The sequence below is a fragment of the Nocardioides lianchengensis genome (assembly GCF_900101465.1).
GTDB lineage: Bacteria > Actinomycetota > Actinomycetes > Propionibacteriales > Nocardioidaceae > Nocardioides > Nocardioides lianchengensis.
Window position 1 is genome coordinate 263754 of record NZ_FMZM01000002.1, and the last position, 25678, is coordinate 289431.

The window sequence follows — 25678 nt, forward strand, 5'->3', positions numbered from 1 at the left end:
CAGCCATCTCGCGTCACTCGACGGAGCGGGCCGCCCACCACGCACGCAGCTCGGCCTCGGCGACCTCGGGCTCGAGCGGGCCCCGGTCCATGCGCAGCTCCAGCAGGAACTGGTAGGCCTGGCCGATCTCGCGGCCCGGGCCGATCCCGAGGATGCCCATGATCTGGTTGCCGTCGAGGTCGGGCCGCATCGAGGCGAGCTCCTCCTCCTCGGACAGCCGGGCGATCCGCGCCTCGAGGTCGTCGTACGAGCGGCGCAGGCGGTCGGCTTTGCGCTGGTTGCGGGTGGTGCAGTCGGCCCGGGTCAGCACGTGCAGCCGCTCGAGCTGGTCGCCGGCGTCACGGACGTAGCGGCGTACGGCGGAGTCGGTCCACTCGCCGGTGCCGTAGCCGTGGAAGCGCAGGTGCAGCTCGACGAGGTGCCCGACCGCCTCGATCTGGTCGTTGGAGAAGCGCAGCGCCTTCATCCGCTTGCGGGTCATCTTGGCGCCGACCACGTCGTGGTGGTGGAAGGTCACGGTGCCGTCGTCGACGAAGCGTCGGGTGCGCGGCTTGCCGACGTCGTGCATCAGCGCGGCGAAGCGCGAGATGAAGTCCGGCTCGCCGCCGAGCCGGTCCTCGAGGTCGATGGCCTGCTCCAGGACGGTCAGGGTGTGCTCGTAGACGTCCTTGTGGCGGTGGTGCTCGTCGCGCTCCAGCGCCAGCGCCGGCAGCTCGGGCAGCACGTGGGCGGCCAGGCCGGTCTCGACGAGGAGGGCCAGCCCGAGCCGGGGGTACGGCGCGCAGACCAGCTTGACCAGCTCGTCGCGGACCCGCTCGGCCGAGATGATCAGGATCCGGTCGGCCATCGCCGTCATCGCGGCCACGACCGACGGGTCGACGCCGAAGCCGAGCTGGGCGGCGAACCGGGCGGCCCGCATCATCCGCAGCGGGTCGTCGGAGAAGGAGTCCTCGGGGCGGCCGGGGGTGCGGAGCACCCGGTGCGCCAGGTCGACGACCCCGCCGTACGGGTCCTCGACCTCGCGGCCCGGCACCCGCACCGCCATCGCGTTCACGGTGAAGTCGCGGCGGCCGAGGTCGCCGGTCAGCGAGTCCCCGAAGTCGACGTCGGGCTTGCGGGAGGTGGGGTCGTAGGTCTCCGAGCGGTACGTCGTCACCTCGACCACCCAGTCGCCCTTCCGGCAGCCGATGGTGCCGAACGCGCGCCCCATGTCCCAGGTGGCGCCGGCCCACTTCTTCAGCAGCCGCTCGGTCGCGTCGGGCCGGGCCGAGGTCGCGAAGTCCAGGTCGTTGTGCCGGCGGCCGAGCATCGCGTCGCGCACCGGCCCGCCGACCAGCACCAGCTCGTGGCCGGCCGCCTCGAAGAGGGCGCCCAGCTCGTCGATGACGGGGGCGATCCGGTCGAGCTCGGCCGCGACGGAACGCTGCACCTCGACGAGGTTCAGGGGCGGCAGCTCGACGTCGGACACGGGCGGTGAGTCTAGAGGAGACGTCGTCGGGCCTCCGACTCGCGACGACCCCCGACGGATAGAGTCGAGCGCATGCTCCGCCCCCTGTCGCTGCTGCCTGCCCTCATGGTGGTCGCGGCGACGACGTGGGCCGGGCTGGTCGGTCCGGCCCCGGCCCAGGCGGCCCAGGCGGCTCCCGCCGACCCGGACGCCCCGCTCTCGGTGAGCATCGAGCGCATGTCGCCCGCGACGGTCCCCGAGCGCGGCCGGGTCACCATCCAGGGCCGGGTGACCAACGACGACGACGTCGCGTGGTCGACGATCAACCTCTACCCGTTCATCTCCGCGCAGCCACTCACCACGCGCACCGAGATCGCCGAGGCCGCCCTCACCGAGCCGTCGGCCCCGGTCGGCGACCGGGTCACGACCGGCGGCCCCTACGACACCATCGACGAGCTCCAGCCCGGGGAGTCCCTCGGCTACACCGTGAGCGTCCGCGCCCGCGACCTGCGCGCCCACGTCGCCGCGCAGGGCGGCGACCTGACCGGCGCCGCGGGCGTCTACTGGTTCGGCGTGCACGCCCTCGGGCGCAGCGCCGACGACGCCGGCGACGGCGGCGCACCCACCGCGGACGGCCGGGCCCGCACGTTCCTCCCGCTGATGGGCGGCTCGAAGCGCCAGGTGAAGACCGCGCTCGTCGTCCCGCTGCGCTCCGCGATCCCGTACGACGCCGACGGCTCGCTCGCCGACCCGGCCTCGTGGACCGAGTCGCTGGCTCCCGACGGCGACCTGGGCTCGGTCGTCGGGCTGGGCGAGGCCGCCGGCAGCCGGCCGCTGACCTGGCTGGTCGACCCCGCGCTCACCGACGCCACGGCCCGGCTCGCGGCCGGCAACCCGGGCCGCTCCCTCGGCGCGACCGTCGACCCGGAGGCGACGGAGGATCCCGACCGCCTGCTCGCCGACCCCGAGGACCCGGAGGCCACCCCGTCCGCCGCGCCCGAGACGGCGCTGCCGTCGCCCGCGACGTCCACCGCCCCCGAGGAGACCCAGGACGAGGACGCCGACGAGACGGAGGCGCCGAGCCCCGCCGAGACGGAGGCGGCCGCGGCGGCGACCGGCTGGCGGGAGCGGTTGGCCACCGCCCTGGACCGCTCCCAGGTGCTGGCCCTGCCGTACGGCGACCTCGACGTCTCGGCGGCCGCCGAGCATGACCCCACCGCCTACACCCGCGCCCGGCAGCGGTCGGGCGACACCCTGCCGCCGACCGAGGGCAGCACCGCCCCCGGTCTCGGGGGCCGGGCCTTCCTCAGCCTCGACGCGATCGAGATGGCCGAGGATGACGAGCGGCTGATCGGGACCGACGTGATGGTCGCCGGCCTCGGCGACGCGACGCCCACCGTCGCCACCATCGCCGGCCACCGGCTGGTCCTCGCCTCGACCGGTGCCGCGAGCGGCGGGCCCGGGCCGGACGACCCGCAGGCGGGCGTCGCCGTACGCCAGCGGATCCTGGCCGAGGCCGCCGTACGACGGCTGTCGCGGCCCCGTGAGCCGCTGGTCGTCGTGCTCCCCGGCGGCTGGGTGCCGGCCGACCCCGACGGGTTCTTCGCGGGGCTCGACCAGACCTGGCTCGACCTGACCACCGTCGACGACATCCGCGACGACCGCTCCACCCCGGTCGACACCGCCGAGCTGGTCTATCCGCGGGTGCAGCAGCGGCGGGCGCTCGACGCGGCCGACTTCGCCTCCGCGACCTCGCTCGCCCAGGCCGGCACCACCCTGCAGTACCTCCTCACCCGCAACGACACCGTCGGCCGCGAGGTCGCCGACCAGGCCTTCGCCTCGCTCGGCTACGCCAACCGGGTCGACCCGGGCGCCACCCGCGCCAGCAACGCGCGCTCGCGCGCCGTCATCCAGGAGTCGCTGGACGGCGTGCGGATCGAGGGGCCCCCGAAGGTCACCCTCTCCAGCAACAGCGGACGCTTCTCGGCCACCCTGGAGAACACCCTCGACCAGCCCGTGACGGTGAAGGTCCGCGCCGTCGCCGACGAGGTGGTCACGATCTCCATGGCGGAGGAGGACGTCACCCTCCCGCCGCGCAGCCGGCGCAGCGTCCTGCTCACCGCGAGCACCGGCCAGCAGGGCGTCCACAACATCACCCTGCAGGTCACCGACCTGGCCGGCACGGCGGTCGGCTCCAGCGACCGGCTCCCGATCCGCGCCGCCCAGGTCAGCGACGTGATCTGGCTGATCATCGGCACCGGCGGCGCACTGCTCCTCGGCGCCATCGGCGTCCGGCTGGTCCGCCGGTTCCGCGCGGCCCGTCGTACGCCCGCCGAGCCGGTGGCCGCCGAGCAGGCGCCGGCTCCCGCATGACCGCGACCGACGCCGACGCAGCCGTCGAGGCGGCCGAGGCCGACCGCAAGGTCCTTGCCTCCAGCGCGGTGATGGCCGCCGGGACGATCGTGTCCCGGCTCAGCGGCTTCGTCCGGGCCGGGCTGCTCCTGGCGGCCCTCGGCACCGGCGTCCACAGCGACGTGTTCTCGGTCGCCAACACCGTCCCCAACATGCTCTACATCCTGCTGGCGGGCGGCGTGTTCAACGCGGTGCTGGTCCCGCAGCTGGTCCGCGCGATGCGCAACGACGAGGACGCCGGCGCGGCGTACACCTCGCGGATCATCACCGCCGCCCTGCTCTTCCTGGGGGCGGTCACGGTGGTGCTGGTCCTCGCCGCGCCCGCGGTGGTGACCCTCGCCCTCTCGGGCACCGTGCCGGACGCGGGGCGCGAGTCGGCGATCGCGCTGGCGCGCTACTGCCTGCCGCAGGTTTTCTTCTACGGCGCCTTCGTGCTGGTCGGCCAGGTCCTCAACGCCCGCGGCCGCTTCGGCCCGATGATGTGGGCGCCGATCGCCAACAACGTCGTGTCGGTCGCCGTCCTGGCCGGCTACCTCGTCGTGTACGCCGGTGAGGAGCCGCTCGCGGACGGCGGGTTCACCTCCACCCAGGAGCTGATCCTCGGCGTGGGCTCGACCCTCGGCATCGTGGTCCAGCTGCTCGTCCTGATGCCCTACGTCCGCGCGGCGGGCATCAGCCTGCGCCCGCGGATCGACCTGCGGGGCACCGGCCTCGGCCACACGCTGCGCCTCGGCACCTGGACGGTGCTCTTCGTGCTGGCCAACCAGATCGCCTACTTCGTGGTGGTCCGCCTCGGCACGAGCGGTACGGCGGCCGGCGACGAGGCCGGCACGGGCATCTTCGTCTACTCGACGGCGTTCCTCATCGTGATGGTGCCGCACTCGGTCATCACCGTCTCGCTGGCGACGGCCACCCTGCCGCGGCTCTCGCGGCTGGCCGCCGACGGCGACCTGGACGGCATGGGCGCTCGGGTGGCCACCACCCTGCGGACCGCGCTGGCGGTCGTCGTCCCCTTCGCCGCGCTGCTGCCCCTGGTCGCGACCGACCTGGCCAAGCTGATCGCCTACGGCAAGGCCGCGGACACCTACGAGAACCTCGTCCCGACGATGATGCTGTTCGGTCCGGCGGTCGTGCTGTTCACGGTGCACTACGTCGTGCTCCGCGGCTTCTACGCCGTCGAGCGGACCCGCACCGTCTTCCTCATCCAGGTCTGGGTGGCGGCGACCAACATCGTCGTCGCCGTGCTGCTGGTGCGCGCCACCTCCGACGCCGCCACCGCCCCGTCCCTCGTGATCGCGTACGCCGCCGCCTACCTCGTGGGCTCGGTGCTCTCCTACTCGGTGCTCTCCCGCAGCCTCGGCGGTCTGCGCTCGGCCCAGCTGGTCCGGTTCCTGGTCCGGACCGCCGTCGCGATCGCCGTCGCCGGCGCCGCGGCGTACGGCGTGCACCTCGCGCTCGCGGGCCCGGTCGGCGACGACCCGTCGTACGTCGGGGCCGCGGTGCGGCTGGTCGCCGTGGGCGTGGTCGACGTGGTCGTGTTCCTCGTGGTGGCGACGCTGCTGCGCCTGCGCGAGGTGACCTCCGTGATCGACACCGTCCTGCGGCGACGTCCGCCCGCGCACCGGGCCTGACCGTCCTACGATGACCCGGGGACCGGGCCCGGTCCCCGCTGCCCTCCAGGCGTCGGGAAGGAGTCGCTGAGCGGTGCCGCACTCGAACCGACCCGGCGACGTCCTCGCCGGCCGCTACCGGCTGGTCGACCTCCTCAGCGAGAGCGGCAACGGCCGGTTCTGGCGCGCGCACGACCGGGTCCTGGAGCGGCACGTCGCGCTCCACGTGATCGCCGAGGACGACGACCGCGCCGCGGGGCTGGTCGAGGCGGCCCGCCGCTCGGCGACGGTGCTCGACCCGCGGATCCTGCGCGTGCTCGACGCCGAGCGCACCGGCGGGCTCTGCTACGTCGTCAACGAGTGGGGCTCCGGCACGTCCCTCGACATCGTGGTCGCCACCCACGGCGCGCTGCCCCCGCGCCGGGCGGCCTGGCTGGTGGCCGAGGTGGCCGACTCGGTCGCGGTCGCGCACGCGGCCGGCGTGGCCCACGGGCGGCTCGCGCCCGAGAACGTCCTGATCGACCAGACCGGCGCGGTGAAGGTGATCGGCTTCTCGGTCGACGCCGCCCTGCACGGGCTGGCCCCCGGCCGGACCGCCACCGACGTGACCGACCTCGCCGGGCTGCTCTACTGCGCGCTCACCGGCAAGTGGGCCGGCGTGTCGACGTCCGCCGTACCCCCGGCTCCGCAGGAGCACGGCCGGGTGCTCCGGCCGCGCCAGGTGCGGGCCGGCGTACCCCGTCCCCTCGACGCGCTCTGCGACGAGGTCCTCAACCCCTACTCCGGCGGCCGCCAGCGTGACGACGTCGACCTCGAGACGGCGCGCGGGATCGCCGACCTGCTCGCCGACTTCGTGGGCGACCCCACCGGGCTGCCCGAGCAGCTCGCGCTGTCCAACCTGCGCCCGGGCGAGACCGTCGTCCTCCCGCAGGTCCCCGAGATCCCCGTCCGCGAGCCGGACCCGGAGCCCGAACCCGAGCCGACACCCGAGCCGACACCGGTCCCCGAGCCGGAGCCCACCCAGGCCGGCCTGCCGATCTTCGACGACGAGCACGACGACGTGTCGTGGCTGGAGGCTCCCGAGACGCCGTCACCCCCGCCGCCCCCCTTCGAGTCGCCCCCGGAGCGCCCGCTCTTCGCGCCCGAGCCGGCCGACGGCGGGCCGGCGCGCCAGGTCCGGCCGACCGTGACCGCGCGCGAGGCCCAGGACCGCGCCGAGTACTGGCCCTGGGGCGGTGACGGTCCGCCCACCTCCGGCACCGGGATCACGCCGGCCGTCGAGGACGTCCCGGGTCGGAGCTGGCTGCGGCTGGCCTTCGGCATCGGCGCCGCGCTGCTCCTGCTCGTCGCCGTCGTGATCGCCTTCAACCTCGGCCGCGGCAAGACGCCCCTCGGCGCCGAGCCCGACGACGACCCGACCACCACCCCGTCGGCCAGCGCCACCCCGTCGGCCACGCCCAGGCCGATCTCCGGGCTGCGCGCCACCGACCTCGACCCCGCGGGCAACCCGCCGCGGGAGAACCCCGACACCGTCGGTCGGGTCGTCGACGGTGACCCGGAGACCACGTGGCGGACCTCGACGTACAACGAGCAGTTCGGCCCGGGCGGCCTCAAGGACGGGGTCGGCGTCGTGGTCGACCTCGGCCGCTCGTACGACGTCGCGCAGGTCGACCTGCGTCTGGTCGGCCGCCCGACCGTGGTGTCGCTCTACCTCACCGACCAGGCGCCCTCCGATGTCGAGGGGCTGACGCCGTCCCTGGCCGACCAGCGGGTCGGCACCGAGGCCTCGCTGGCGCCGGACGCGCCGGTCGCCGGCCGCTACCTCACCGTCTGGCTCACCGCGCTGCCCTCGGTCGAGGACGGGTTCCGGGGCGAGGTCGCCGAGATCGCGGTGCGCGGGTGACCCCGTCCCCGGAGAACAGCGACGCCGCGCTCCTCGCCGACCACGTCGCCGGCGACCGGGCGGCCTTCGGGGTGCTCTTCGCGCGCCACCGCGATCGGTTGTGGGCGGTCGCGCTGCGCACCATGGGCAACCCCGAGGACGCCGCCGACGGGCTCCAGGACGGCATGATCGCCGCCTACCGCCGCGCCGGATCCTTCCGCGGCGAGGCGGCCGTGACCACCTGGCTGCACCGCGTCGTCGTGAACGCCTGCCTCGACCGGCTCCGGGCGGCCAAGGTCCGTCGTACCGAGGCGCTGCCCGACGACCTCGAGGAGTACGCCGGCCGCGGCTCGGTCGCCTCGGCCGCCCCGGAGGTCGACGACCCCGCCGATGTGTCGCTGCGCTCCGAGCAGCGCCGCGCGGTGCTCGCGGCGCTGGCCGAGCTCCCCGACGAGCAGCGTGCCGCACTGGTGCTGGTCGACATGGAGGGCTACCCGGTCGCGGAGGCCGCGCAGATCCTCGACTGCGCCGTCGGCACGGTGAAGTCGCGCTGCTCGCGCGGCCGGCACCGGCTGGCCGGGCTGCTGGGCGACCTGGCTCCGGGGCGTGACGCGGGGCACGCGGAGCCGAGGAACCCACTGCCGCCGCCGGCCGTCCGACCCCAGGAGGACACCAGGGCGCCTCCGTAGGCTCGAGCGACGCTCCCGTTCCCACCCACCCGACCCGCCGAGAGGAGGCGCACCCATGACCGACGACCGTCTCGACCACGAGCGCGAGGCCGACGTGCGCCGCCTCCTCGCCGAAGCGCGGTACGACGAGCCGGTGCCCGACGACGTCGCCGCGCGCCTCGACCGGGTCCTGGCCGAGCTGGTGGACGAGGGTCCGCCCGAGAAGGTCGCCGACCAGCACCGCGTCATCGACCTGGCCGCGCAGCGGCGCCGGCGGCGGGTCCGCCAGCTGCTGGTGGCGGCCGTCGCGGTCGGGGTCATCGGCGTGGGTCTCGGGCAGGTCGGGCTGCCGTCGACGTTCCAGGCCGACATGGACGGCAGCAGCGCGGGTGGGTCCGCCGCGGACTCGGGAGGTGACTCGGCCGAGGCCGAGGCCGAGGGACCGGCCGCTGCTGCCGGGGCCCCCAGCGCGTTGGACGAGGCGAGTCCACTCCAGCGGGATGCCCCGCTCGCTCTCACGGCTGAGCCCCTCGTCGTCGAGGACGAGGACTTCGGCAGCGAGGCCCAGTTGAAGTCGCTGCGCCGGACCACCCTCCAGAACCTCGATGCGACCCTCTCCCAGGAGGCCCGAAGCTCGGCAGCTCCCGAGAGCGACGAGTCCCGCTCCGCGGAGGGCTACGCGGCGACGCCCACCTGGTTCACCTGCCAGCCCGGCCCCTTCGGTGCAGGCCGCCTGATCGCCGTCCAGTACGACGGCCAGCCGGCCGTGCTGGCCGTGCGGCCGTCTACCGGGGACTCGTCGGTGGTGGAGCTGCTGCGCTGCGGCAGCGGCGCCGTACTCCGCTCGGCGACGGTTCCCGTCCCGTAGGGCCGAGCGGGCCCGCGGCGGGGAATCTTCCTCGCCTACGATCGGTTGTCGCAGGAGCAACCACCGACTCGAGAGGACGTCATGTCCGAGACCCGCAACGTGATCATCATCGGCTCCGGGCCGTCCGGCTACACCGCCGCGGTGTACGCCGCACGCGCCAGCCTGCAGCCCCTGGTCTTCGAGGGCTCGGTGACCGCGGGCGGGGCGCTGATGAACACCACCGAGGTCGAGAACTTCCCCGGCTTCCGCGACGGCATCATGGGTCCGGCCCTGATGGACGAGATGCGGGCCCAGGCGGAGCGCTTCGGTGCCGAGCTGGTCGCCGACGACGTGGTCGAGGTCGACCTGACCGGAGACCTCAAGATCGTGAAGACCGCCACCGACACCTACACCGCGCGCGCGGTCGTCCTGGCCACCGGCTCGGGCTACCGCAAGCTGGGCCTGCCCAACGAGGAAGAGCTCTCGGGGCGCGGGGTGTCGTGGTGCGCGACCTGCGACGGCTTCTTCTTCCGCGAGCAGCACATCGCGGTCGTGGGCGGCGGCGACTCCGCCATCGAGGAGGCCACCTTCCTCACCCGCTTCGGCTCGAAGGTCTCCCTGATCGTGCGCCGCGACGAGCTGCGCGCCTCCAAGATCATGCAGGAGCGCGCGTTCGCCGACCCCAAGCTCGAGATCGAGTGGAACTCCGTCGTCGAGACCATCAACGGCTCCGACCGGCTGGAGTCGCTGACCCTGAAGGACACCGTCACCGGTGAGACCCGCGACCTGCCGGCCACCGGCCTGTTCATCGCGATCGGCCACGACCCGCGCTCGGAGCTGCTGGCCGGCCAGGTCGACCTCGACGACGACGGCTACGTGCAGGTCCAGCACCCCTCGACGGCCACCAATCTGCCCGGCGTCTTCGCGGCCGGCGATCTGGTCGACCACCACTACCGGCAGGCCATCACCGCGGCGGGCACGGGCTGCTCGGCCGCCCTTGACGCCGAGCGCTACCTCGCCGAGCTCGATCACTCGGCGCACACGGCCCAGCAGGCGCAGGACGGCGTCGCCGGGTCGGCGCTCTCGGAGCAGGTGCAGACCGCCGGTCTCTGAGCGACCGGATTCGGGGAACATCCTTCCCCGGACCGATGTTCAGGTAGTACAGACTTCCCGTCGCAGCAGTCATCGAGAGAGAGGCACAACCGTGGGCAACATCTCCGCCGTGACCGACGCCGAGTTCGAGGCGCAGGTCCTGAAGTCCGACAAGCCGGTCCTCGTGGACTTCTGGGCCGAGTGGTGCGGTCCGTGCCGCCAGGTGGCCCCGATCCTCGACGAGATCGCCGGCAGCCACGGTGACAAGATCACCTTCTTCAAGATGAACGTCGATGAGAACCCCGTGACGCCGTCGTCGTACCGCGTGACCGGCATTCCGACGATCAACGTCTACCAGGGCGGCGAGGTCGTCCGCACGATCGTCGGCGCCCGCCCGAAGGCCGCGCTGCTCAACGAGCTGTCGGAGTTCATCGGCAACTGACGCCCCCGGCGTCCGCTCAGTCCTGAGAGGCCCTCGGCACGCTCCCGCTCACGCGGGAGGGTGTCGGGGGCCTCACCGGTTTCGGCGCCGGTCGGACGGCGCCGACGAGCCGCTCCAGGGCGGACTCCACCTCCTCGCGCCAGGTCAGGGCCGTGCGCAGGTCCATCCGCATCCGGGGGGTCGTCGGGTGCGGCCGCTGGGTCTTGAACCCCACGCTGCCGAGGAAGTCGGCGGGCACGGTGCACTGCGCCACCCCGCGCCGGGTGCGGTGCCCGAAGGCCTCGACGGCCGATACCCCGCCGCGCCCGATCAGGTCCCGCGCCATGCCCTGGACCAGGAGCCGGCCCAGACCGCCCCCGGTGCGCGCGGGATCGACGTACACGGTCGCGAGCAGGATGGCGTCCGGGGACACGGGCGCCGTGGGGAAGCCGGCCGCCCCGGGCAGGAACGCCTCCGGGGCGTAGACCGCCAGGCCGGCGACCTCGTCGTCGACCAGCACCACGCGCCCGCAGGACCCCCACTCGCGCAGCACCTCGCTGAGCCAAGCCTCCTTCTCCTCGGCGGCCTCCTCGGGGCGCACCCGGGACCGGCGTACCGGGTCGAGCTCCCAGAACAGGCAGGTCCGCACCGGGTCGGGCAGGCGGGCGAGGTGGTCGACGGTGAGCCGGACCACCTTGCGGGACATGGCACCTCCCAATCCGCGGGCCGCGGGTGCGGACGACCGCTGCATCATTCATGCTAGGGAGATCATGGAGAACACGCCCGCACGTCCGCCCAGCGCCCGGCTCGACTCGTACGTCGACCGCTACGCTGCGCGCACCGCGGGCATGACGGCCTCGGAGATCCGGGCCCTGTTCGCGGTGGCCTCGCGGCCCGAGGTGGTCTCCCTCGCCGGCGGCATGCCCAACATCTCCGGGCTCCCCCTCGACGTGGTCGGCGGCGCGATCGCCGACCTGGTCGCGACCCAGGGCCCGGTGGCGATGCAGTACGGCTCCGGCCAGGGCGTCCCCGAGCTGCGCGAGCAGATCACCGACGTCATGCGGCTCGAGGGCATCGAGGCCCACCCCGACGACGTCGTGGTCACGGTCGGCTCCCAGCAGGCGGTCGACCTGGTCACCCGGGTCTTCTGCGACCCCGGCGACGTGGTCATCTGCGAGGCCCCGTCGTACGTCGGGGCGCTGGGGGTCTTCAAGTCCTACCAGTGCGACGTCGTACACGCCGAGATGGACGCCGACGGTCTGGTCCCGGAGGCGCTGCGGCAGGCGATCGCCGCGGTCAAGGCGGCCGGCAAGACCATCAAGTTCCTCTACACGATCCCGAACTTCCACAACCCCGCCGGCGTGACCCTCGCGGCCGAGCGCCGCATCGAGATCCTCGACATCTGCCGCACCGAGGGCGTCCTGGTCCTGGAGGACAACCCCTACGGCCTCCTCGGCTTCGACCGCGAGCCGATGCGCGCGCTGCGCGCCGACGAGGCCGAGAACGTCATCTACCTGGGCTCCTTCTCCAAGACCTTCGCCCCCGGTTTCCGGGTCGGCTGGGCGCTGGCGCCCCACCCGGTCCGCGAGAAGCTGGTCCTGGCCCAGGAGTCGGCGACCCTCTGCCCGCCTCAGTTCTCGCAGATGGCGGTCTCGGCCTATCTCGCGAAGCACGACTGGCAGGGGCAGATCAAGCAGTTCCGCGAGATGTACCGCGAACGCCGCGACGCCATGGTCTCCTCGCTGGCCGACCTGATGCCCGCCGCCTGCCAGTGGAACGTCCCCTCCGGCGGCTTCTACGTCTGGCTCACCCTCCCCCCGGGCATCGACGCGAAGGGCATGCTCCCGCGCGCGGTGACCGCCCGGGTCGCCTACGTCCCCGGCACCGCCTTCTACGCCGACGGCTTCGGCAGCTCCCACATGCGGCTGTCCTTCTGCTACCCGACCCCGGAGCGCATCCGCGAGGGCGTGCGCCGCCTGGCCGGCGTCCTCGAGGCCGAGATGGAGCTGCGGGCCACCTTCGGCCCCGTGGTCCCCGCGCGGCAGGTCAACCCCCAGGGGTACGACGGCCCCAGCACCGACCTGAGCTGACTCCCCGCTCGTTCAGCGCTGTAGGTTCGGTCCGTGCTGGACCTCACCTATCCCCCGATCATCGTCGCCGCCAAGACCGGTTTCCGGCTCCTCGGCCAGCGCATCGTGCTCAACGGCACCGAGAACGTGCCGCGCTCGGGTGGGGTGATGCTCGCCTTCAACCACATCGGCTACGTGGACTTCGTGTACGGCGGCCTCGCCGCCAACCCGTCGAAGCGCCTGGTGCGCTTCATGGCCAAGCGGGAGATCTTCGACCATCGGATCGGTGGTCCGGTAATGCGGTCCTTCCACCACATCGAGGTCGACCGCGGTGAGGGCGTGAAGTCCTTCAGCACGGCGGTGGACTTCCTGAAGCAGGGCGAGGCGGTCGGCATCTTCCCGGAGGCGACCATCTCGCGTTCCTTCGAGCTGAAGGAGTTCAAGACCGGCGCGACGCGGATCGCCGCCGCAGCCGGGGTCCCGCTGCTGCCGGTCGTCCTGTGGGGCACCCAGCGGATGATGACCAAGGACCACCCCCGTGACTTCTCGCGTGGCAAGACCATCGCGATCACCGTCGGGGAGCCGCTGCACCCGACCGGGGAAGATTCGGTCGCGGAAACCGCTCAGCTACGGGAGGCGATGAGCCGATTGCTCGACCAGACCATCGCGGCCTACCCCAGCGACGAGCAGCCCCCGGGCTCCTGGTGGCTGCCGGCCAGGCTCGGTGGTTCCGCACCGACTCCCGACGAGGCCAGCCGCCTCGACGCGGAGGAGAAGCGGCGCCGGGCCGAGAAGCGCCGGGCAGCCAAGGGTTGATCTAGTCATTCATCAACAAGCCGATAAGTCGTTTTGTCGACTTATCGGCTTGTTGCTTTAGATCGGCCGGTCGTCCCGGTTGCGCGGGTCCATCACGTCCACGATGCGCCGCAGGTCGTCCAGCGAGGCGAACTCGACGGTGATCTTGCCCTTGGTGCGGCCGAGGTCGACCTTCACGCGGGTCTCCAGGCGATCGGACAGCCGCTCGGCCAGGTCGGCCAGGCCGGGAGCAGTCGGCTTGTTGCGCCGGGAACGACGCTGGGCGCCGCCGTGCTCCCCGACCGCGACGATCTCCTCGAGGCCCCGGACGCTGATCCCCTCGGCCACGACGCGCTGGGCCAGCCGGTCCTGGATCTCGGGGTCCTCCACGGCGAGCAGCGAGCGGGCGTGACCGGCCGAGAGGACGCCGGCGGCGACTCGTCGCTGGACCTCCGGGCTCAGCCGAAGCAGCCGCAGGGTGTTGCTGATCTGGGGGCGGGAGCGGCCGATCCGACCGGCCAGCTCCTCGTGGGTGCAGCCGAAGTCCTCCAACAGCTGCGAGTAGGCCGACGCCTCCTCCAGCGGGTTGAGCTGCGAGCGGTGCAGGTTCTCCAGGAGCGCGTCCCGGAGCATGTCGGTGTCCTCGGTCTCGCGGACGATCGCGGGGATCGTCTCGCGTCCGGCCTCCTGGGACGCGCGCCAGCGCCGCTCCCCCATGACCAGCTCGTAGGCGTCGGGGCCGGAGCGCCGGACCACGATCGGCTGCAGGAGGCCGATCTCCTTGATGGAGTGCACCAGCTCGGCCATCGCCTCCTCGTCGAAGACGGAGCGCGGCTGGACGTGGTTGGGAACGATCTGGCCGATCGGCAGCTCGGCGAAGTAGGCGCCCTCGACCGGGGCCAGGTCGCCGGGCTGCGGCTCCTGGCTCGCGTCCGCCTCGTCCGGCCGGGCCGACGGCGGCGGAGCGGTCGGGATGAGCGACCCGAGACCACGACCGAGACCGCGGCGCTGCTGGGGACGGCTGGCGTTCACGGGCGGACTCCCTTGGTGGCGATCTCGCGTGCGGCTTCGAAGTAGCTGAGCGCCCCGGGCGAGCCCGGGTCGTAGGTCATGACCGTCTGGGCGTACGACGGCGCCTCGGAGACCCGTACGGATCGCGGGATCGCGGTCTGCAGGACCTGGTCACCGAAGTGCTCGCGCACCTCGTCGGCGACCCCAGCAGCGAGCCGCGTGCGGGCGTCGTACATCGTGATCAGGATGGTGGAGACCGCGAGCTCGGGATTCAGGTGCGCCCGGACCATGTCGACGGTCTCGAGGAGTTGACCCAGCCCCTCCAGGGCGTAGTACTCCGCCTGGATCGGGATCATCATCTCGTCACCGGCGACCAGCGCGTTCAGCGTCAGGAGTCCAAGGGACGGCGGGCAGTCGATGAGCACGTAGTCGTAGCGCTCCTCGCCGATGCTCTCGTCGCCGACCAGCGGGTGTCCGTGCACCGCCCGTCGCAGCCGCCCCTCGCGGGCGACGACGCTGACCAGCTCGATCTCCGCGCCGGCGAGGTCGATCGTCGCCGGGACCACGTCGAGGCCGGGCACGTCCGGGCACGGTGTCGTCACGTCGGCGAGCATGGCGCCGTCGACCAGGAGGTCGTAGGTCGACGGCACCCCCCGCCGGTGCTCGATGTTCAGGGCCGTGGAGGCGTTCCCCTGGGGGTCGAGATCGATGACCAGGACCTTCTGACCGAGCTGGGCCAGGGCGGCCGCGACGTTGACCGTCGACGTCGTCTTCCCGACGCCCCCCTTCTGGTTCGCCACCACGAAGACCCGGGTCTCGGTCGGTCGGGGCACGGCTCGCCGGTTCGGTCCCGTCTGCCTGGCCATCACGATGTGCTCGGCGGCCCGGGCCAGCGGGGTGCTGTTGTCGGCCAGGTCGGACGCGTACGGCGCCACGTCCCCGGCCGTGCGGATCCGAAAGGTCACGGGTGTCTCCTCGGGCGTTTCACGTGAAACATCGTCCGGCTCGCCCTGTGGAGAACTACCGGCAATCTGTGGATGGGCACGCTCAGCAGGGCGGTCCGGACCGGTGGAAAACTCTCCGGAGGGCTGATCGTCCTGGCTACCGCCCGGCGGGAAATGCTGACTCACGGGTTCTGCCTTCGCTGGGGTCGTCGGGGCTTGCGGCGCGGACGTGCAGACGGCCTCCGACCCGCGACAGGCGCAAGTGGCCACGATACTTGAGCGGGATCGGCCCACACCACTCGCAGGGCCACTGTTGTGGACGTCAGCACCTCACCGCCCAGCACCCGGACCTCCGGATCGGCACAGCCCCACCGCTCCAACGCAGATCTGGAGGAGGCGACCTCCTCCTCGACCGACGAGCCCTTCATCGCCACCAACGCGCCCTCGGGCGCCACCAGCGGCATCGACCAGTCCAGCAGGCGGTCGAGGGGAGCCACTGCCCGAGACGTCACGACGTCGAACACCCTGGTCCCGTGCAGCGAGTCCGCGCGGCCACGCACCACCTCGACGTGCTCGAGCGACAGCTCATCGACGACCTCCTGCAGGAACGTCGTACGACGCAGCAGGGGCTCGACCAGCGTGACCTTCAGATCTGGCCGGGCAATGGCGACCACCAGACCCGGCAGTCCCGCACCCGACCCGATGTCCACGACCGACGCTCCCGATGGGAGGAGCTCGGCCAGCACCGCACAGTTCAGCAGGTGCCGGTCCCAGAGCCGGGGGGCCTCACGAGGTCCGATCAGGCCACGGACCACACCATCGGTCGCGAGCCGGGCCGCGTAGGCCTCGGCCAGCGGAAGTCGCTCAGACGAGAACACCCTCCGCGCCACGTCGGGTGCGGAGGGTGTTTCACGTGAAACATCGTCCATCGGTCAGCTCGGCAGGATCACCACGTAGCGGCGCGGCTCAACGCCCTCGGACTCCGAGGAGAGCCCGGCCGCGGCGACAGCATCGTGGACGACCTTCCGCTCGAACGGGGACATCGCCTTGAGGGAGACCGACTCGCCGGAGGTTCGAGCCTCGGCGATCTTCTCGGCCGCCAGCGCCTCCAGCTCGGCACGACGGGCCGCACGAAAGCCCGACACGTCGAGCATCAATCGCGAGCGCTCACCCGTCTCGCGGTAGACCGCGAGCCGCGTCAGCTCCTGCAGCGCATCGAGGACCTCCCCCCGGTCACCGACCAGCTGGGAGAGGTCAGCCCCCACGATCGACACCGCCGCACGGTCGCCCTCGACATCCATGTCCAGGTCGCCGTCCAGGTCCGCGATGTCCAGCAGCTCCTCGAGATAGTCGGCGGCGATGTCGCCCTCCTGCTCGAGGCGGTCGACGCGCTCGTCAGTCGACGGCGTCTCCTGCTCGGTCGACTCCTCGGCGGCCGGGGCCTCGGTGATCTCGTCGGTCACGACTCTTCTCCCTTGCTGGGGTTCTTCTGGTTCGGCTTCGCCTGCGCGCTTCCCGGCGGGCGCGTGCCGCCCTGCCGGCGCTGCTGGCGGGTCTGCTTCTTGGGCTGCTGACGGGTCGCCGCCCGCGGCTTCTCCTTGACGGCCGGGGCCTCAGGCTCGGCGACCAGCAGACCCTTCCGCTCGGCCTTGGCGCGGTCCCGGTCGACCTTGGCCTGGAAGGCCGGCGTGCCGGGGGCCGGGTTGTTCCGGATCACGTAGAACTGCTGACCCATGGTCCACAGGTTCGACGTGGTCCAGTAGAGGAGCACGCCGATCGGGAACGCGACACCGCCGAGGCCGAAGGCGACCGGGAGGACGTAGAGCAGCATCTTCTGCTGCTGGGCGTACGGCCCGCTCAGCGCGTCGGCAGGCATGTTCTTGCTCATCAGCTGGCGCTGCGTCGTGAAGGTGGTCGCGGTCATCGCCAGCACCAGGATCAGGGCGAGCACCATCACGGCGCCATCGGGCTCGGCACCCCAGACCCGGGCCTGCCAGAAGCTCTCGGAGATCGGGAAGACACCGAAGATCTCGGACGCACCGAACTTGCGCGCCAGCTCCTCGGTCAGCAGACCGTGCGCGGTGCCGTTCTTCGCCGCCTGGTCGAGCAGCCGGAAGAGCGCGAAGAAGATCGGCATCTGCAGGAGCAGCGGCAGACAGGAGGCGAACGGGTTGGTGCCCGTGTCCTTGTAGAGCTTCATCGTCTCCTGGGCGAGACGCTCCCGGTCGTGACCGTACTTCTTCTGCAGCTCCTTGACCTTCGGCTGGATCAGCTGCATGTTCCGGCTGGACTTGATCTGCTTCACGAACAGCGGGATCAGCAGGATCCGGATCACCAGGGTCAGGCCGATGATCGACAGCGCCCAGGAGGCGCCGCCCTCGGGGTCCAGGCCGATCTGCGTGAACAGCCAGTGCCACGAGAGCATGATCGCCGAGATCGCGTAGTACAGCGGCGTCATGATCAGGCTGCCGATGTCGCTGAAGATGCCCACGGATCAGGCTCCTTGCTGGGGTGAGGGTGCGGCCACGCCGGAGCGCGGAGGACGGGTTCGAGAGGGCACCGGGTCGTAGCCACCGGCGGCCCAGGGGTGGCACCGGCCGAGCCGACGCATCGCGAGCCAGGAGCCCCGGATGCTGCCATGCTCCTGCACGGCCTCCAGGGCGTACGCCGAGCAGGACGGGTGGTAGCGGCAGACCTGGCCGTACAGCGGGCTGATCACCGCGCGGTAGACACGGAGCAGGGCCACCAGGACGTGCTTCATGACAGCACCCGGCCCAGACAACGCCCGAGGTCCTCACCCAGCTCGTCGTACGACGACGACGCCGCCGCCGGAAGCGCCCGGACCACGAGCACAGCAGAGCCCGGGAGCACAGCGAGGTGCTCCCGGGCCAGGTGTCGAAGACGGCGCTTCACGCGGTTGCGGACGACGGCATTGCCGACGGCCTTGCTCACGACCAGCCCGACTCGGGCCGGCACGCCGCTCTCCTCGGCAGTGCCGAGGTGAACGACGAGAGTCCGCGAACCCGAGCGCCGACCCCTGCTCGCGGCGCGGAACTGGTCCGCGTCAGTGAGACGGTGGTCCGGCGACAGCAACGCAGCTCCCGCGAGGACGGCCGGACGGCCGTCAGACAGCCAGGTTCTTGCGGCCCTTGCGGCGGCGCGTCGACAGGATCGCGCGACCCGCACGGGTGCGCATGCGCAGGCGGAACCCGTGCACCTTGTGGCGACGACGGTTGTTCGGCTGGTACGTACGCTTGCTCACGAGCTTCTCTTTCGGTGGGTGTTCAGGCCTCAGGGCCCGGCGGATCGGCGCTGCCCGTCGACTGCTCGACGACAGGCGATCGACACCGGATGACCGGCCAACGGTACGCGCTGCGATTCCGCAGGGTCAAACCGACGTCGGGCGCCGATGGAGCCAGCGTACGGACCGTGCCCCAAGCCTGTGGATGACGGCTTGCCGCAGCGCGAGCGCCCGGGTTAGGTTCGCCGCACCGAGGTTCCCCGCCAGCCAGCGGACCCAATCCTCACGAACGCGACTCAGATCAGCCGGCAGATCCCGCAGGACGGCCTCTGACCAGGGCGAACGTGGAAGACGACTCGCGCCGGCTGCGTCTCGGAAACACCTCCCCAACCGCGTCACCGCCAGGTTCACAGCCTGTGGACAAAGTTGTGGAAACAGACTCGACCACCGGGCCGCCGGCGTGTCGGGAGCCCCCCGCCAGCACAGAGAAAACGGGAACCGTGGACCAGGACATCCAGCACGACGCCGACCCCGCCGCCGACCTCGTCGTGGCCTGGTCCCGCGTCGTCCGGGAGCTCCAGCCCAACCAGCGGGCCTGGCTGCGAGCCAGCGAGCCGGTGACGCTGCACGGCAACACCGCGATCATCGCCGTGCCCAACGACTTCACCCGTGGTCAGCTCGAGGGCCGCCTGCGCGCGCAGCTCGAGGACGCGCTCACGGTCGCCTTCGGCCGCGAGATCCGGATCGCCGTCACCGTGAACCCGCTCCTCGAGGACGCCGCGCCCTCGGTCGCCGACGACGATCTCACCGACGACCACGAGCCCGAGCCCGCGCTGTCGACCAACGGCGTCGGCCGGTCCGGCCCGAGCCAGGTCGTCTCCGGTCAGGGCGAGGTCCTGGCCGACCCGTTGCACGCCGGCCCCACCAAGCCGTCCGCCCTCGAGACGCGACTGAACCCCAAGTACACGTTCGAGACCTTCGTCATCGGCTCGTCCAACCGCTTCCCGCACGCGGCCGCGGTCGCCGTCGCCGAGGCACCCGGCAAGGCCTACAACCCGTTGCTGGTCTACGGCGACTCCGGACTGGGCAAGACCCACCTCCTGCACGCGATCGGCCACTACGTCCGGAGCCTCTACACCGGCGCGAAGGTGCGCTACGTGTCGAGCGAGGAGTTCACGAACGAGTTCATCAACGCGATCCGCGACGACCGGCAGGACCGGTTCAAGCGGCGCTACCGCGACGTCGACGTCCTGCTGATCGACGACATCCAGTTCCTGGAGGGGAAGACCCAGACCCAGGAGGAGTTCTTCCACACCTTCAACACGCTCCACAACGCCAACAAGCAGATCGTACTCACGTCCGACCGCGCCCCCAAGCGGCTCGAGGCGCTCGAGGACCGGCTCCGCAACCGCTTCGAGTGGGGGCTGATCACCGACGTCCAGCCGCCGGACCTCGAGACCCGCATCGCCATCCTCCGCAAGAAGGCCGCGATGGACCGCCTCACGGCTCCACCAGACGTCCTGGAGTTCATCGCCTCCAAGATCCAGACCAACATCCGCGAGCTCGAGGGTGCGCTGATCCGGGTCACGGCCTTCGCCAACCTCAACCGCCAGGAGGTCGACATGACCCTGGCCGAGATCGTCCTCAAGGACCTGATCCCCGAGGGCGGCGAGCCCGAGATCACGGCGGCGCTGATCATCGCCCAGACCGCCGCCTACTTCGGTCTCTCCATCGAGGAGCTCACCGGTCCCAGCCGTGGCCGACACCTCGTCATGGCGCGTCAGATCGCGATGTACCTCTGCCGCGAGCTGACCGACCTGTCGCTGCCCAAGATCGGCGCCCAGTTCGGCAACCGCGACCACACGACCGTCATGTACGCCGACCGCAAGATCAACCAGCTGCTCGCCGAGCGGCGTGCGGTCTTCAACCAGGTCTCCGAGCTGACTAACCGGGTCAAGATGCAGGCGCGTCAGTCCTGACGGAGGACCCCAAGTTCTCCAGGAGCACCCCGAGCCGCTCGCGCAGCTCGACCAGCTCCGCCAGCTCCAGTCCCATCGCGGCGAAAAGACGCGCCGGCACCTCGGCGACCTCGGCCCGCAGCTGCTCGCCCCGCTCCGTCGCCGACACCAGCACGCGCCGCTCGTCCCGCTCGTCGCGTCGTCGTACGACGTGACCGGCCACCTCGAGTCGCTTCAGCAGGGGCGTGAGCGTCCCCGAGTCCAGCATCAGCCGGTCGCCGAGCTCACGCACGCTCCGCGGCTCCTCGGCCTCCCACACCGCCAGCATCGTGAGGTACTGCGGGTAGGTCAGCCCGACCTCGGCCAGGAGGTCCGCATAGGCGCGCGTGACCGCCCGTGTCGCGGCGTAGAGCGGGAAGCAGACCATGTCGTCCAGCGACAGCTGCGGAGTGGTGGCGGACATGCCCACATCATACGCTTGCACAATTCGATTACGCACAATACATTTGTGCACATGGAACCTATCTACACCGCCACCGCCGTCGCCACCGGGGACGGCCGCAACGGCCACGTCCACTCGACCGACGACCAGATCGACCTCGACGTCCGCGTCCCGAAGGAGATGGGTGGCGCCGGTGGTGCCACCAACCCCGAGCAGCTCTTCGCCGCGGGGTACGCCGCGTGCTTCCACGGCGCGCTGCGCCTCGTCGCCGGGAAGGCCGGAGCGGACCACTCCGACTCCGAGGTGGTCGCGGACGTGTCCATCGGCGACAACGGGGCCGGGGGCTTCCAGCTCGCCGTGGGCCTGGAGATCACCCTGCCCAACGTCGACGCCGACCAGGCGCAGCAGCTGGTCGAGCAGGCGCACCAGGTGTGCCCGTACTCGAACGCGACGCGGGGCAACATCGAGGTCACGCTGACGGTCGCCTGAGCCACTCGGGCGGCACCCCCGCCCTGTGGACTTCCTGTGGTGCCACGCCGTGGTTCGTCCACAAGGCCTGGGGAGGAACAACACACTCAGCGACGGCCCGGGCCTGCGTCCACACGCAGGCCCGGGCCGTCCGTCGTTCCTCCACACCCGTTGTGCACAGTCGAGACAGCCTCTGACCTGCGAAGATGTCCCCTGTCCACAGATTCCACCCTTGCTCTTACTACGACGTACCTCTAGCCATCACGATCCTCGGTCAACATCCATCCGGGCCCCGACCTGGGGACAACCAGACCGCACCTCCCCCCGGGACCCGCGTCATGGCAGGATGCGCATCCCTGGATCCGAGTCGAAGGACGACACATCGTGAAGTTCCGCGTCGAGCGCGACGTGCTCGCCGATGCCGTTGCCTGGGCCGCGCGCAGCCTGCCGGTCCGGCCCAGCGTCCCCGTCCTCGCCGGCCTGCTGATCGAGGCCGGTGACGAGGGCCTGGTGCTCTCCACCTTCGACTACGAGACGTCGGCGCGAGCCACCCTCAAGGCCGACGTGGCCGAGGACGGCCGGGCGCTGGTCAGCGGCCGGCTGCTCGCCGACATCTGCCGCAGCCTGCCCGCCAAGCCCGTCGACATGGTCCTCGACGGCTCGCGGGTCTCGCTGACCTGCGGGTCGGCCCGGTTCAGCCTGCAGACGATGCCGGTCGAGGACTACCCGACGCTGCCCGACATGCCGGCGGCCACCGGCACGGTCCAGAGCGACGTCTTCGCCCACGCCGTCGCCCAGGCCGTCACCGCCGCCGGCCGTGACGACATGCTCCCCGTCCTGACCGGCGTCCGGATCGAGATCGACGGCTCGTCGATCTCCCTGCTGGCCACCGACCGCTTCCGGCTCTCGCACCGCGAGCTCGGCTGGGACCCGCGCACGCCCGACGAGGCCGTGGCCGCGCTGGTGCCCGCCAAGGTGCTCGGCGACACGGCCAAGTCGCTCACGGCCGGCTCCGAGGTCACCATCGCGCTGGCCGCGGGCGGATCGGGCGAGGGCATCATCGGCTTCGAGGGCGCGGCCGCCGGCGGCGTGCGCCGTACGACGACGCGGCTCCTCGACGGTGAGTTCCCCAAGGTCCGCAGCCTGTTCCCGTCCGAGCACCTCACGGTCGCGACGGTGAAGAAGTCCGAGCTGGTCGAGTCGGTCAAGCGCGTGGCGCTGGTCGCCGAGCGCAACACCGCCGTCCAGCTGGCCTTCAGCGACGGCGTGCTGACCCTCGACGCCGGCTCCGGCGACGAGGCGCAGGCGTCCGAGTCGATCGAGGCCGACATCAACGGCGAGGACATCACGACGGGCTTCAACCCCCAGTTCCTCCTCGACGGGCTCACCGCCATCGACCAGGAGCAGGTCGAGCTCGCGTTCACGCAGGCCTCCAAGCCGGTGGTGATCAGCGGGGCGACGGCCGAGGGTGCGGACGACCCCGGCTTCCGCTACCTGCTCATGCCGCGCCGCCTGCTCTCCTGACGCTCGAGCACCGGCTCTAGGCTGGTGCCACCGTCCATCCTCAGGAGGAGCACTCGATGCACATCGGACTCGTCGGCCTCGGCAAGATGGGTGGCAACATGCGCACCCGCATGCGTGACGGCGGCGTCACCGTCGTCGGCTTCGACCGCAACCCCGACGTCTCCGACGTCGGCAGCCTCGAGGAGCTGGTCGAGGCCCTCCCCTCGCCCAAGGTGGTCTGGGTGATGGTCCCGGCCGGCGACCCGACCCGCGAGACGGTCCGCCAGCTCGGCGAGCTGCTCGGCGAGGGCGACCTGGTCGTCGACGGCGGCAACTCCAAGTACACCGACGACCAGCTGAACGCCGAGCTGCTCGGCGCGAAGGGGATCGGCTTCGTCGACTGCGGCGTCTCCGGCGGTGTCTGGGGCCTGCAGAACGGCTACGCCCTGATGTGCGGCGGCTCCGACGAGGACGTCGCCAAGGTCCAGCCGGCCTTCGACGCGCTCAAGCCCGACGAGGGCGGCTTCGTGCACGCGGGCAAGAAGCCGGGTGCGGGGCACTTCGCCAAGATGGTCCACAACGGCATCGAGTACGCGATGATGCAGAGCTACGCCGAGGGCTGGGAGCTGCTCGAGAAGGTCGACCTGGTCGACAACGTCACCGAGGTCTTCGACTCCTGGCGCTCCGGCACGGTCATCCGCTCCTGGCTGCTCGACCTCCTGGTCGCGGCCGTGGAGGAGGACCCGCACCTCGACAAGATCGCCGGGTACGCCGAGGACTCCGGCGAGGGCCGGTGGACCGTCGAGGCCGCCATCGAGAACGCCGTCCCGATGCACGTCATCGCCGCGTCCCTCTTCGCCCGGTTCACCTCCCGCCAGGACGACAGTCCTGCGATGAAGGCGATCGCCGCGATGCGCAACCAGTTCGGCGGTCACGCCGTGCACACCGAGCCGCCGGTGGGCGGAGACGCCAACCCCGGCTGACCGGCCGTGCACGTCTCCCACCTCTCCCTGCACGACTTCCGCTCGTACGCCGTCGCGGAGGTCCCGCTCGAGCCGGGCGTCACCGCGTTCATCGGGCGCAACGGGCAGGGCAAGACCAACCTGGTGGAGGCGATCGACTACCTCTCGCGGCTGAGCTCGCACCGGGTCGCGACCGATGCGCCCCTGGTGCGGGCCGGTGCCGAGCAGGCCGTGGTCCGCGCGGCCGTCGTACGCGACGGGCGGACGGCGGTCCTCGAGATCGAGCTCAACCCGGGCAAGGCCAACCGGGCCCGGGTCAACAAGTCACCGCTGCCCCGGGCCCGCGAGCTGGTCGGCCTGGTGCGCACGGTGGTGTTCTCGCCCGAGGACCTCACCCTGGTCAAGGGCGACCCGTCCGACCGGCGGCGGTTCCTCGACGACCTGCTGGTCCTGCGTGCGCCCCGCCTGGCCGGGGTGCGATCCGACTACGACCGGATCCTGCGCCAGCGCAACTCGCTGCTGAAGACCGCCGGCGCGGCCCGGCGCGGGAGCTCGTCGCAGGAGGGTGCTCTCTCGACCCTGGGCGTCTGGGACGACCACCTCGCCCGCACCGGCGCCGAGCTGCTGGCCGAGCGACTGTCCCTGGTCGAGGCGCTGCGGCCCTACGTCGGCAAGGCCTACGAGACCGTCGCCCGCGGCGCGACCCGCGACGACGCCGAGATCGAGTACCGGCCGTCGTGCGACCTCGGCGGCGCCACGGATCGCGAGGCCCTCGCGGAGGTGCTGCTCGCCGAGGTCGAGCGCCGGCGCAAGGACGAGCTGGACCGCGGGATCTCGCTGGTCGGCCCGCACCGCGACGACCTGCTGCTGACGATCGGTCACGGACCGGGCGAGGGAGCGCTGCCGGTCAAGGGCTACGCCTCGCACGGTGAGTCGTGGTCCTTCGCGCTGGCGCTGCGGCTGGCGTCGTACGACCTGCTGCGCGCCGACGGCGACGACCCGATCCTGATCCTGGACGACGTCTTCGCCGAGCTCGACACCGAGCGCCGGGCCCAGCTCGCCGAGCTCGTCGCCGGGGCGGAGCAGGTGCTGGTCACCGCGGCCGTCGCCGACGACGTCCCGCCGGCCCTGGCCGGGGCGCGCTTCCTGGTCAAGGGCGGCGAGGTCACCCGTGAGCAGTGACGACGACGCCCCGGAGGAGGCGGTCGAGCCCGAGCGCCGCGACGACGGCCTCGACCTGGCCAAGGCGTTCACCCGCGCCAACGCCCGCTCGGGCGGCCCGGCCCGGCGCAAGCCCCGGACCGGGCCCCGCCGGGCCACCGGAAGCCGGGTGTCCGGCTCGCACCCCGACGAGCGCGACCCGCAGCTGCTCGACGCCACTCTCGGTCGGCTGGTCCGCGACCACGGGTGGGAGCTCGACCTGCGGATGCAGGGGGTCTTCGGCCGCTGGGCCGAGCTGGTCGGCGACGAGGTGGCGGCCCACTGCACGCCCGAGACGTTCGCCGACGGCAAGCTCGTGGTCCGCACCGACTCGACCGCCTGGGCGACCCAGCTGAAGCTGTTGGCCCCCACCGTCGTACGCCGGCTCAACGAGCAGCTGGGGCACGGGACGGTGGCGCTCATCGACGTGCTCGGACCGAACCTGCCGACCTGGAAGAAGGGTCCCCGGTCGGCGCGGGACGGCCGCGGGCCCCGCGACACCTACGGCTGAGCCCGGATCGGGCCGACGGGGCGATCTGCGGGCCCCTCCGGCGTACCGGGACCCACCCGACCCCCTCCCGAGCCGTCTCGGACGCCCGCAGGGGGCGCTCACGGGACGATTTCCTCCACAGACGCCCCCCTGTGGGGGTGCAGACCGTGGAATCAGGCCTTCCGGGGGCTATCATGGAGGTCGGCCGCCACGCAT

At 72.0% G+C, this 25678-nt stretch carries 26 protein-coding genes; 15 read left to right on the forward strand and 11 right to left on the reverse strand.

Translation table 11 applies throughout. The features are described from left to right. Positions 1-13 precede the first annotated feature (13 nt). A complete protein-coding gene (locus tag BLT76_RS04780; protein ID WP_090851502.1) occupies positions 14-1468 on the reverse strand; it encodes a CCA tRNA nucleotidyltransferase in 1455 nt (484 codons plus the stop codon). A 72-nt stretch (positions 1469-1540) separates the two neighbouring features. Here BLT76_RS04780 and BLT76_RS04785 point away from each other — a divergent pair, with 72 nt between their 5' ends. The 7 genes from BLT76_RS04785 to trxA all read left to right on the forward strand — a co-directional run bounded on the left by BLT76_RS04785 (position 1541) and on the right by trxA (position 10400). Further along, on the forward strand, positions 1541-3820 hold the full coding sequence (locus tag BLT76_RS04785; RefSeq protein ID WP_090851505.1) for a DUF6049 family protein: 2280 nt from the start codon (positions 1541-1543) through the stop codon (positions 3818-3820). Beyond that, positions 3817-5490, forward strand: coding sequence for a murein biosynthesis integral membrane protein MurJ (murJ, locus tag BLT76_RS04790; RefSeq protein ID WP_090851508.1), 1674 nt, complete (start codon positions 3817-3819; stop codon positions 5488-5490). Before BLT76_RS04785 ends, murJ begins: the two co-directional genes overlap by 4 nt. A gap of 73 nt (positions 5491-5563) precedes the next feature. Then, positions 5564-7372 (forward strand): protein kinase family protein, encoded by a 1809-nt coding sequence (locus tag BLT76_RS04795; protein WP_090851511.1) that lies wholly within the window; start codon positions 5564-5566, stop codon positions 7370-7372. Then, on the forward strand, positions 7369-8040 hold the full coding sequence (gene sigM / locus BLT76_RS04800) for an RNA polymerase sigma factor SigM (RefSeq protein ID WP_090851514.1): 672 nt from the start codon (positions 7369-7371) through the stop codon (positions 8038-8040). Before BLT76_RS04795 ends, sigM begins: the two co-directional genes overlap by 4 nt. A gap of 55 nt (positions 8041-8095) precedes the next feature. Beyond that, positions 8096-8887, forward strand: coding sequence for a hypothetical protein (locus tag BLT76_RS04805; RefSeq protein WP_090851517.1), 792 nt, complete (start codon positions 8096-8098; stop codon positions 8885-8887). A gap of 81 nt (positions 8888-8968) precedes the next feature. Next, positions 8969-9979, forward strand: a complete 1011-nt coding sequence (gene trxB / locus BLT76_RS04810; RefSeq protein WP_090851520.1) for a thioredoxin-disulfide reductase — start codon at positions 8969-8971, stop codon at positions 9977-9979. Positions 9980-10070: 91 nt separating this feature from the next. Continuing rightward, positions 10071-10400, forward strand: coding sequence for a thioredoxin (gene trxA / locus BLT76_RS04815; protein WP_090851525.1), 330 nt, complete (start codon positions 10071-10073; stop codon positions 10398-10400). 16 nt (positions 10401-10416) lie between these two features. Here trxA and BLT76_RS04820 read toward each other — a convergent pair whose 3' ends face one another. Then, a complete protein-coding gene (locus BLT76_RS04820) occupies positions 10417-11085 on the reverse strand; it encodes a GNAT family N-acetyltransferase (protein WP_090851528.1) in 669 nt (222 codons plus the stop codon). A gap of 64 nt (positions 11086-11149) precedes the next feature. Between BLT76_RS04820 and BLT76_RS04825 the strand changes: the two genes are divergently transcribed. Both BLT76_RS04825 and BLT76_RS04830 read left to right on the forward strand, forming a co-directional pair. After that, entirely contained in the window at positions 11150-12469 is a 1320-nt protein-coding gene (locus tag BLT76_RS04825; protein WP_090851530.1) for an aminotransferase-like domain-containing protein, read from the forward strand. Positions 12470-12502: 33 nt separating this feature from the next. Continuing rightward, positions 12503-13264, forward strand: coding sequence for a lysophospholipid acyltransferase family protein (locus BLT76_RS04830; RefSeq protein ID WP_090851533.1), 762 nt, complete (start codon positions 12503-12505; stop codon positions 13262-13264). 57 nt (positions 13265-13321) lie between these two features. Here BLT76_RS04830 and BLT76_RS04835 read toward each other — a convergent pair whose 3' ends face one another. The 8 genes from BLT76_RS04835 to rpmH form a co-directional block, all read right to left on the reverse strand. Beyond that, positions 13322-14275, reverse strand: a complete 954-nt coding sequence (locus tag BLT76_RS04835; RefSeq protein WP_090851538.1) for a ParB/RepB/Spo0J family partition protein — start codon at positions 14273-14275, stop codon at positions 13322-13324. Next, positions 14272-15219, reverse strand: coding sequence for a ParA family protein (locus tag BLT76_RS04840; protein WP_280139620.1), 948 nt, complete (start codon positions 15217-15219; stop codon positions 14272-14274). Before BLT76_RS04840 ends, BLT76_RS04835 begins: the two co-directional genes overlap by 4 nt. Positions 15220-15380: 161 nt before the next feature. Further along, a complete protein-coding gene (gene rsmG, locus BLT76_RS04845) occupies positions 15381-16088 on the reverse strand; it encodes a 16S rRNA (guanine(527)-N(7))-methyltransferase RsmG (protein WP_342027891.1) in 708 nt (235 codons plus the stop codon). 42 nt (positions 16089-16130) lie between these two features. Then, entirely contained in the window at positions 16131-16661 is a 531-nt protein-coding gene (locus tag BLT76_RS04850; protein WP_170866934.1) for a Jag family protein, read from the reverse strand. Beyond that, positions 16658-17656 carry a membrane protein insertase YidC gene (gene yidC / locus BLT76_RS04855; RefSeq protein ID WP_218856799.1) on the reverse strand — a complete coding sequence of 333 codons (999 nt, stop codon included), beginning with the start codon at positions 17654-17656 and terminating at the stop codon, positions 16658-16660. Before yidC ends, BLT76_RS04850 begins: the two co-directional genes overlap by 4 nt. Positions 17657-17692: 36 nt before the next feature. Then, positions 17693-17959 carry a membrane protein insertion efficiency factor YidD gene (gene yidD, locus BLT76_RS04860; protein ID WP_090851547.1) on the reverse strand — a complete coding sequence of 89 codons (267 nt, stop codon included), beginning with the start codon at positions 17957-17959 and terminating at the stop codon, positions 17693-17695. Next, positions 17956-18384, reverse strand: coding sequence for a ribonuclease P protein component (gene rnpA, locus BLT76_RS04865; RefSeq protein ID WP_373366993.1), 429 nt, complete (start codon positions 18382-18384; stop codon positions 17956-17958). Before rnpA ends, yidD begins: the two co-directional genes overlap by 4 nt. Beyond that, positions 18323-18460 (reverse strand): 50S ribosomal protein L34, encoded by a 138-nt coding sequence (rpmH, locus tag BLT76_RS04870; RefSeq protein WP_090851553.1) that lies wholly within the window; start codon positions 18458-18460, stop codon positions 18323-18325. Before rpmH ends, rnpA begins: the two co-directional genes overlap by 62 nt. Before the next feature lie 479 nt (positions 18461-18939). Here rpmH and dnaA point away from each other — a divergent pair, with 479 nt between their 5' ends. After that, entirely contained in the window at positions 18940-20418 is a 1479-nt protein-coding gene (gene dnaA, locus BLT76_RS04875; RefSeq protein ID WP_244509261.1) for a chromosomal replication initiator protein DnaA, read from the forward strand. Here dnaA and BLT76_RS04880 read toward each other — a convergent pair. Next, a complete protein-coding gene (locus tag BLT76_RS04880; protein ID WP_090851559.1) occupies positions 20393-20860 on the reverse strand; it encodes a MarR family winged helix-turn-helix transcriptional regulator in 468 nt (155 codons plus the stop codon). The two genes, dnaA and BLT76_RS04880, sit on opposite strands and share 26 nt — an antisense overlap. A gap of 51 nt (positions 20861-20911) precedes the next feature. Here BLT76_RS04880 and BLT76_RS04885 point away from each other — a divergent pair, with 51 nt between their 5' ends. The 5 genes from BLT76_RS04885 (at position 20912) to BLT76_RS04905 (ending at position 25483) form a co-directional block, all read left to right on the forward strand. Next, entirely contained in the window at positions 20912-21328 is a 417-nt protein-coding gene (locus BLT76_RS04885) for an organic hydroperoxide resistance protein (RefSeq protein WP_090851561.1), read from the forward strand. Between the two features lie 363 nt (positions 21329-21691). Further along, positions 21692-22831 carry a DNA polymerase III subunit beta gene (gene dnaN, locus BLT76_RS04890; RefSeq protein WP_090851565.1) on the forward strand — a complete coding sequence of 380 codons (1140 nt, stop codon included), beginning with the start codon at positions 21692-21694 and terminating at the stop codon, positions 22829-22831. Positions 22832-22887: 56 nt separating this feature from the next. Continuing rightward, positions 22888-23793 carry a phosphogluconate dehydrogenase (NAD(+)-dependent, decarboxylating) gene (gene gnd, locus BLT76_RS04895; protein WP_090851569.1) on the forward strand — a complete coding sequence of 302 codons (906 nt, stop codon included), beginning with the start codon at positions 22888-22890 and terminating at the stop codon, positions 23791-23793. A 6-nt stretch (positions 23794-23799) separates the two neighbouring features. Further along, positions 23800-24954, forward strand: coding sequence for a DNA replication/repair protein RecF (recF, locus tag BLT76_RS04900; RefSeq protein ID WP_090851572.1), 1155 nt, complete (start codon positions 23800-23802; stop codon positions 24952-24954). Beyond that, positions 24944-25483 carry a DciA family protein gene (locus BLT76_RS04905; protein WP_090851575.1) on the forward strand — a complete coding sequence of 180 codons (540 nt, stop codon included), beginning with the start codon at positions 24944-24946 and terminating at the stop codon, positions 25481-25483. The genes recF and BLT76_RS04905 overlap by 11 nt, the downstream gene beginning before the upstream one ends. Positions 25484-25678: the final 195 nt, after the last annotated feature.

Excerpts from the sequence above, each read along its gene's own strand:
- gnd (WP_090851569.1), top strand. The coding sequence starts at position 22,888 with ATGCACATCGGACTCGTCGGCCTCGGCAAGATGGGTGGCAACATGCGC.
- trxB (WP_090851520.1), top strand. The coding sequence starts at position 8,969 with ATGTCCGAGACCCGCAACGTGATCATCATCGGCTCCGGGCCGTCCGGC.
- murJ (WP_090851508.1), top strand. The coding sequence starts at position 3,817 with ATGACCGCGACCGACGCCGACGCAGCCGTCGAGGCGGCCGAGGCCGAC.
- BLT76_RS04820 (WP_090851528.1), bottom strand. The coding sequence starts at position 11,085 with ATGTCCCGCAAGGTGGTCCGGCTCACCGTCGACCACCTCGCCCGCCTG.
- BLT76_RS04785 (WP_090851505.1), top strand. The coding sequence starts at position 1,541 with ATGCTCCGCCCCCTGTCGCTGCTGCCTGCCCTCATGGTGGTCGCGGCG.
- BLT76_RS04825 (WP_090851530.1), top strand. The coding sequence starts at position 11,150 with ATGGAGAACACGCCCGCACGTCCGCCCAGCGCCCGGCTCGACTCGTAC.
- BLT76_RS04880 (WP_090851559.1), bottom strand. The coding sequence starts at position 20,860 with ATGTCCGCCACCACTCCGCAGCTGTCGCTGGACGACATGGTCTGCTTC.
- BLT76_RS04805 (WP_090851517.1), top strand. The coding sequence starts at position 8,096 with ATGACCGACGACCGTCTCGACCACGAGCGCGAGGCCGACGTGCGCCGC.
- yidC (WP_218856799.1), bottom strand. The coding sequence starts at position 17,656 with ATGACGCCGCTGTACTACGCGATCTCGGCGATCATGCTCTCGTGGCAC.
- yidD (WP_090851547.1), bottom strand. The coding sequence starts at position 17,959 with ATGAAGCACGTCCTGGTGGCCCTGCTCCGTGTCTACCGCGCGGTGATC.
- BLT76_RS04885 (WP_090851561.1), top strand. The coding sequence starts at position 20,912 with ATGGAACCTATCTACACCGCCACCGCCGTCGCCACCGGGGACGGCCGC.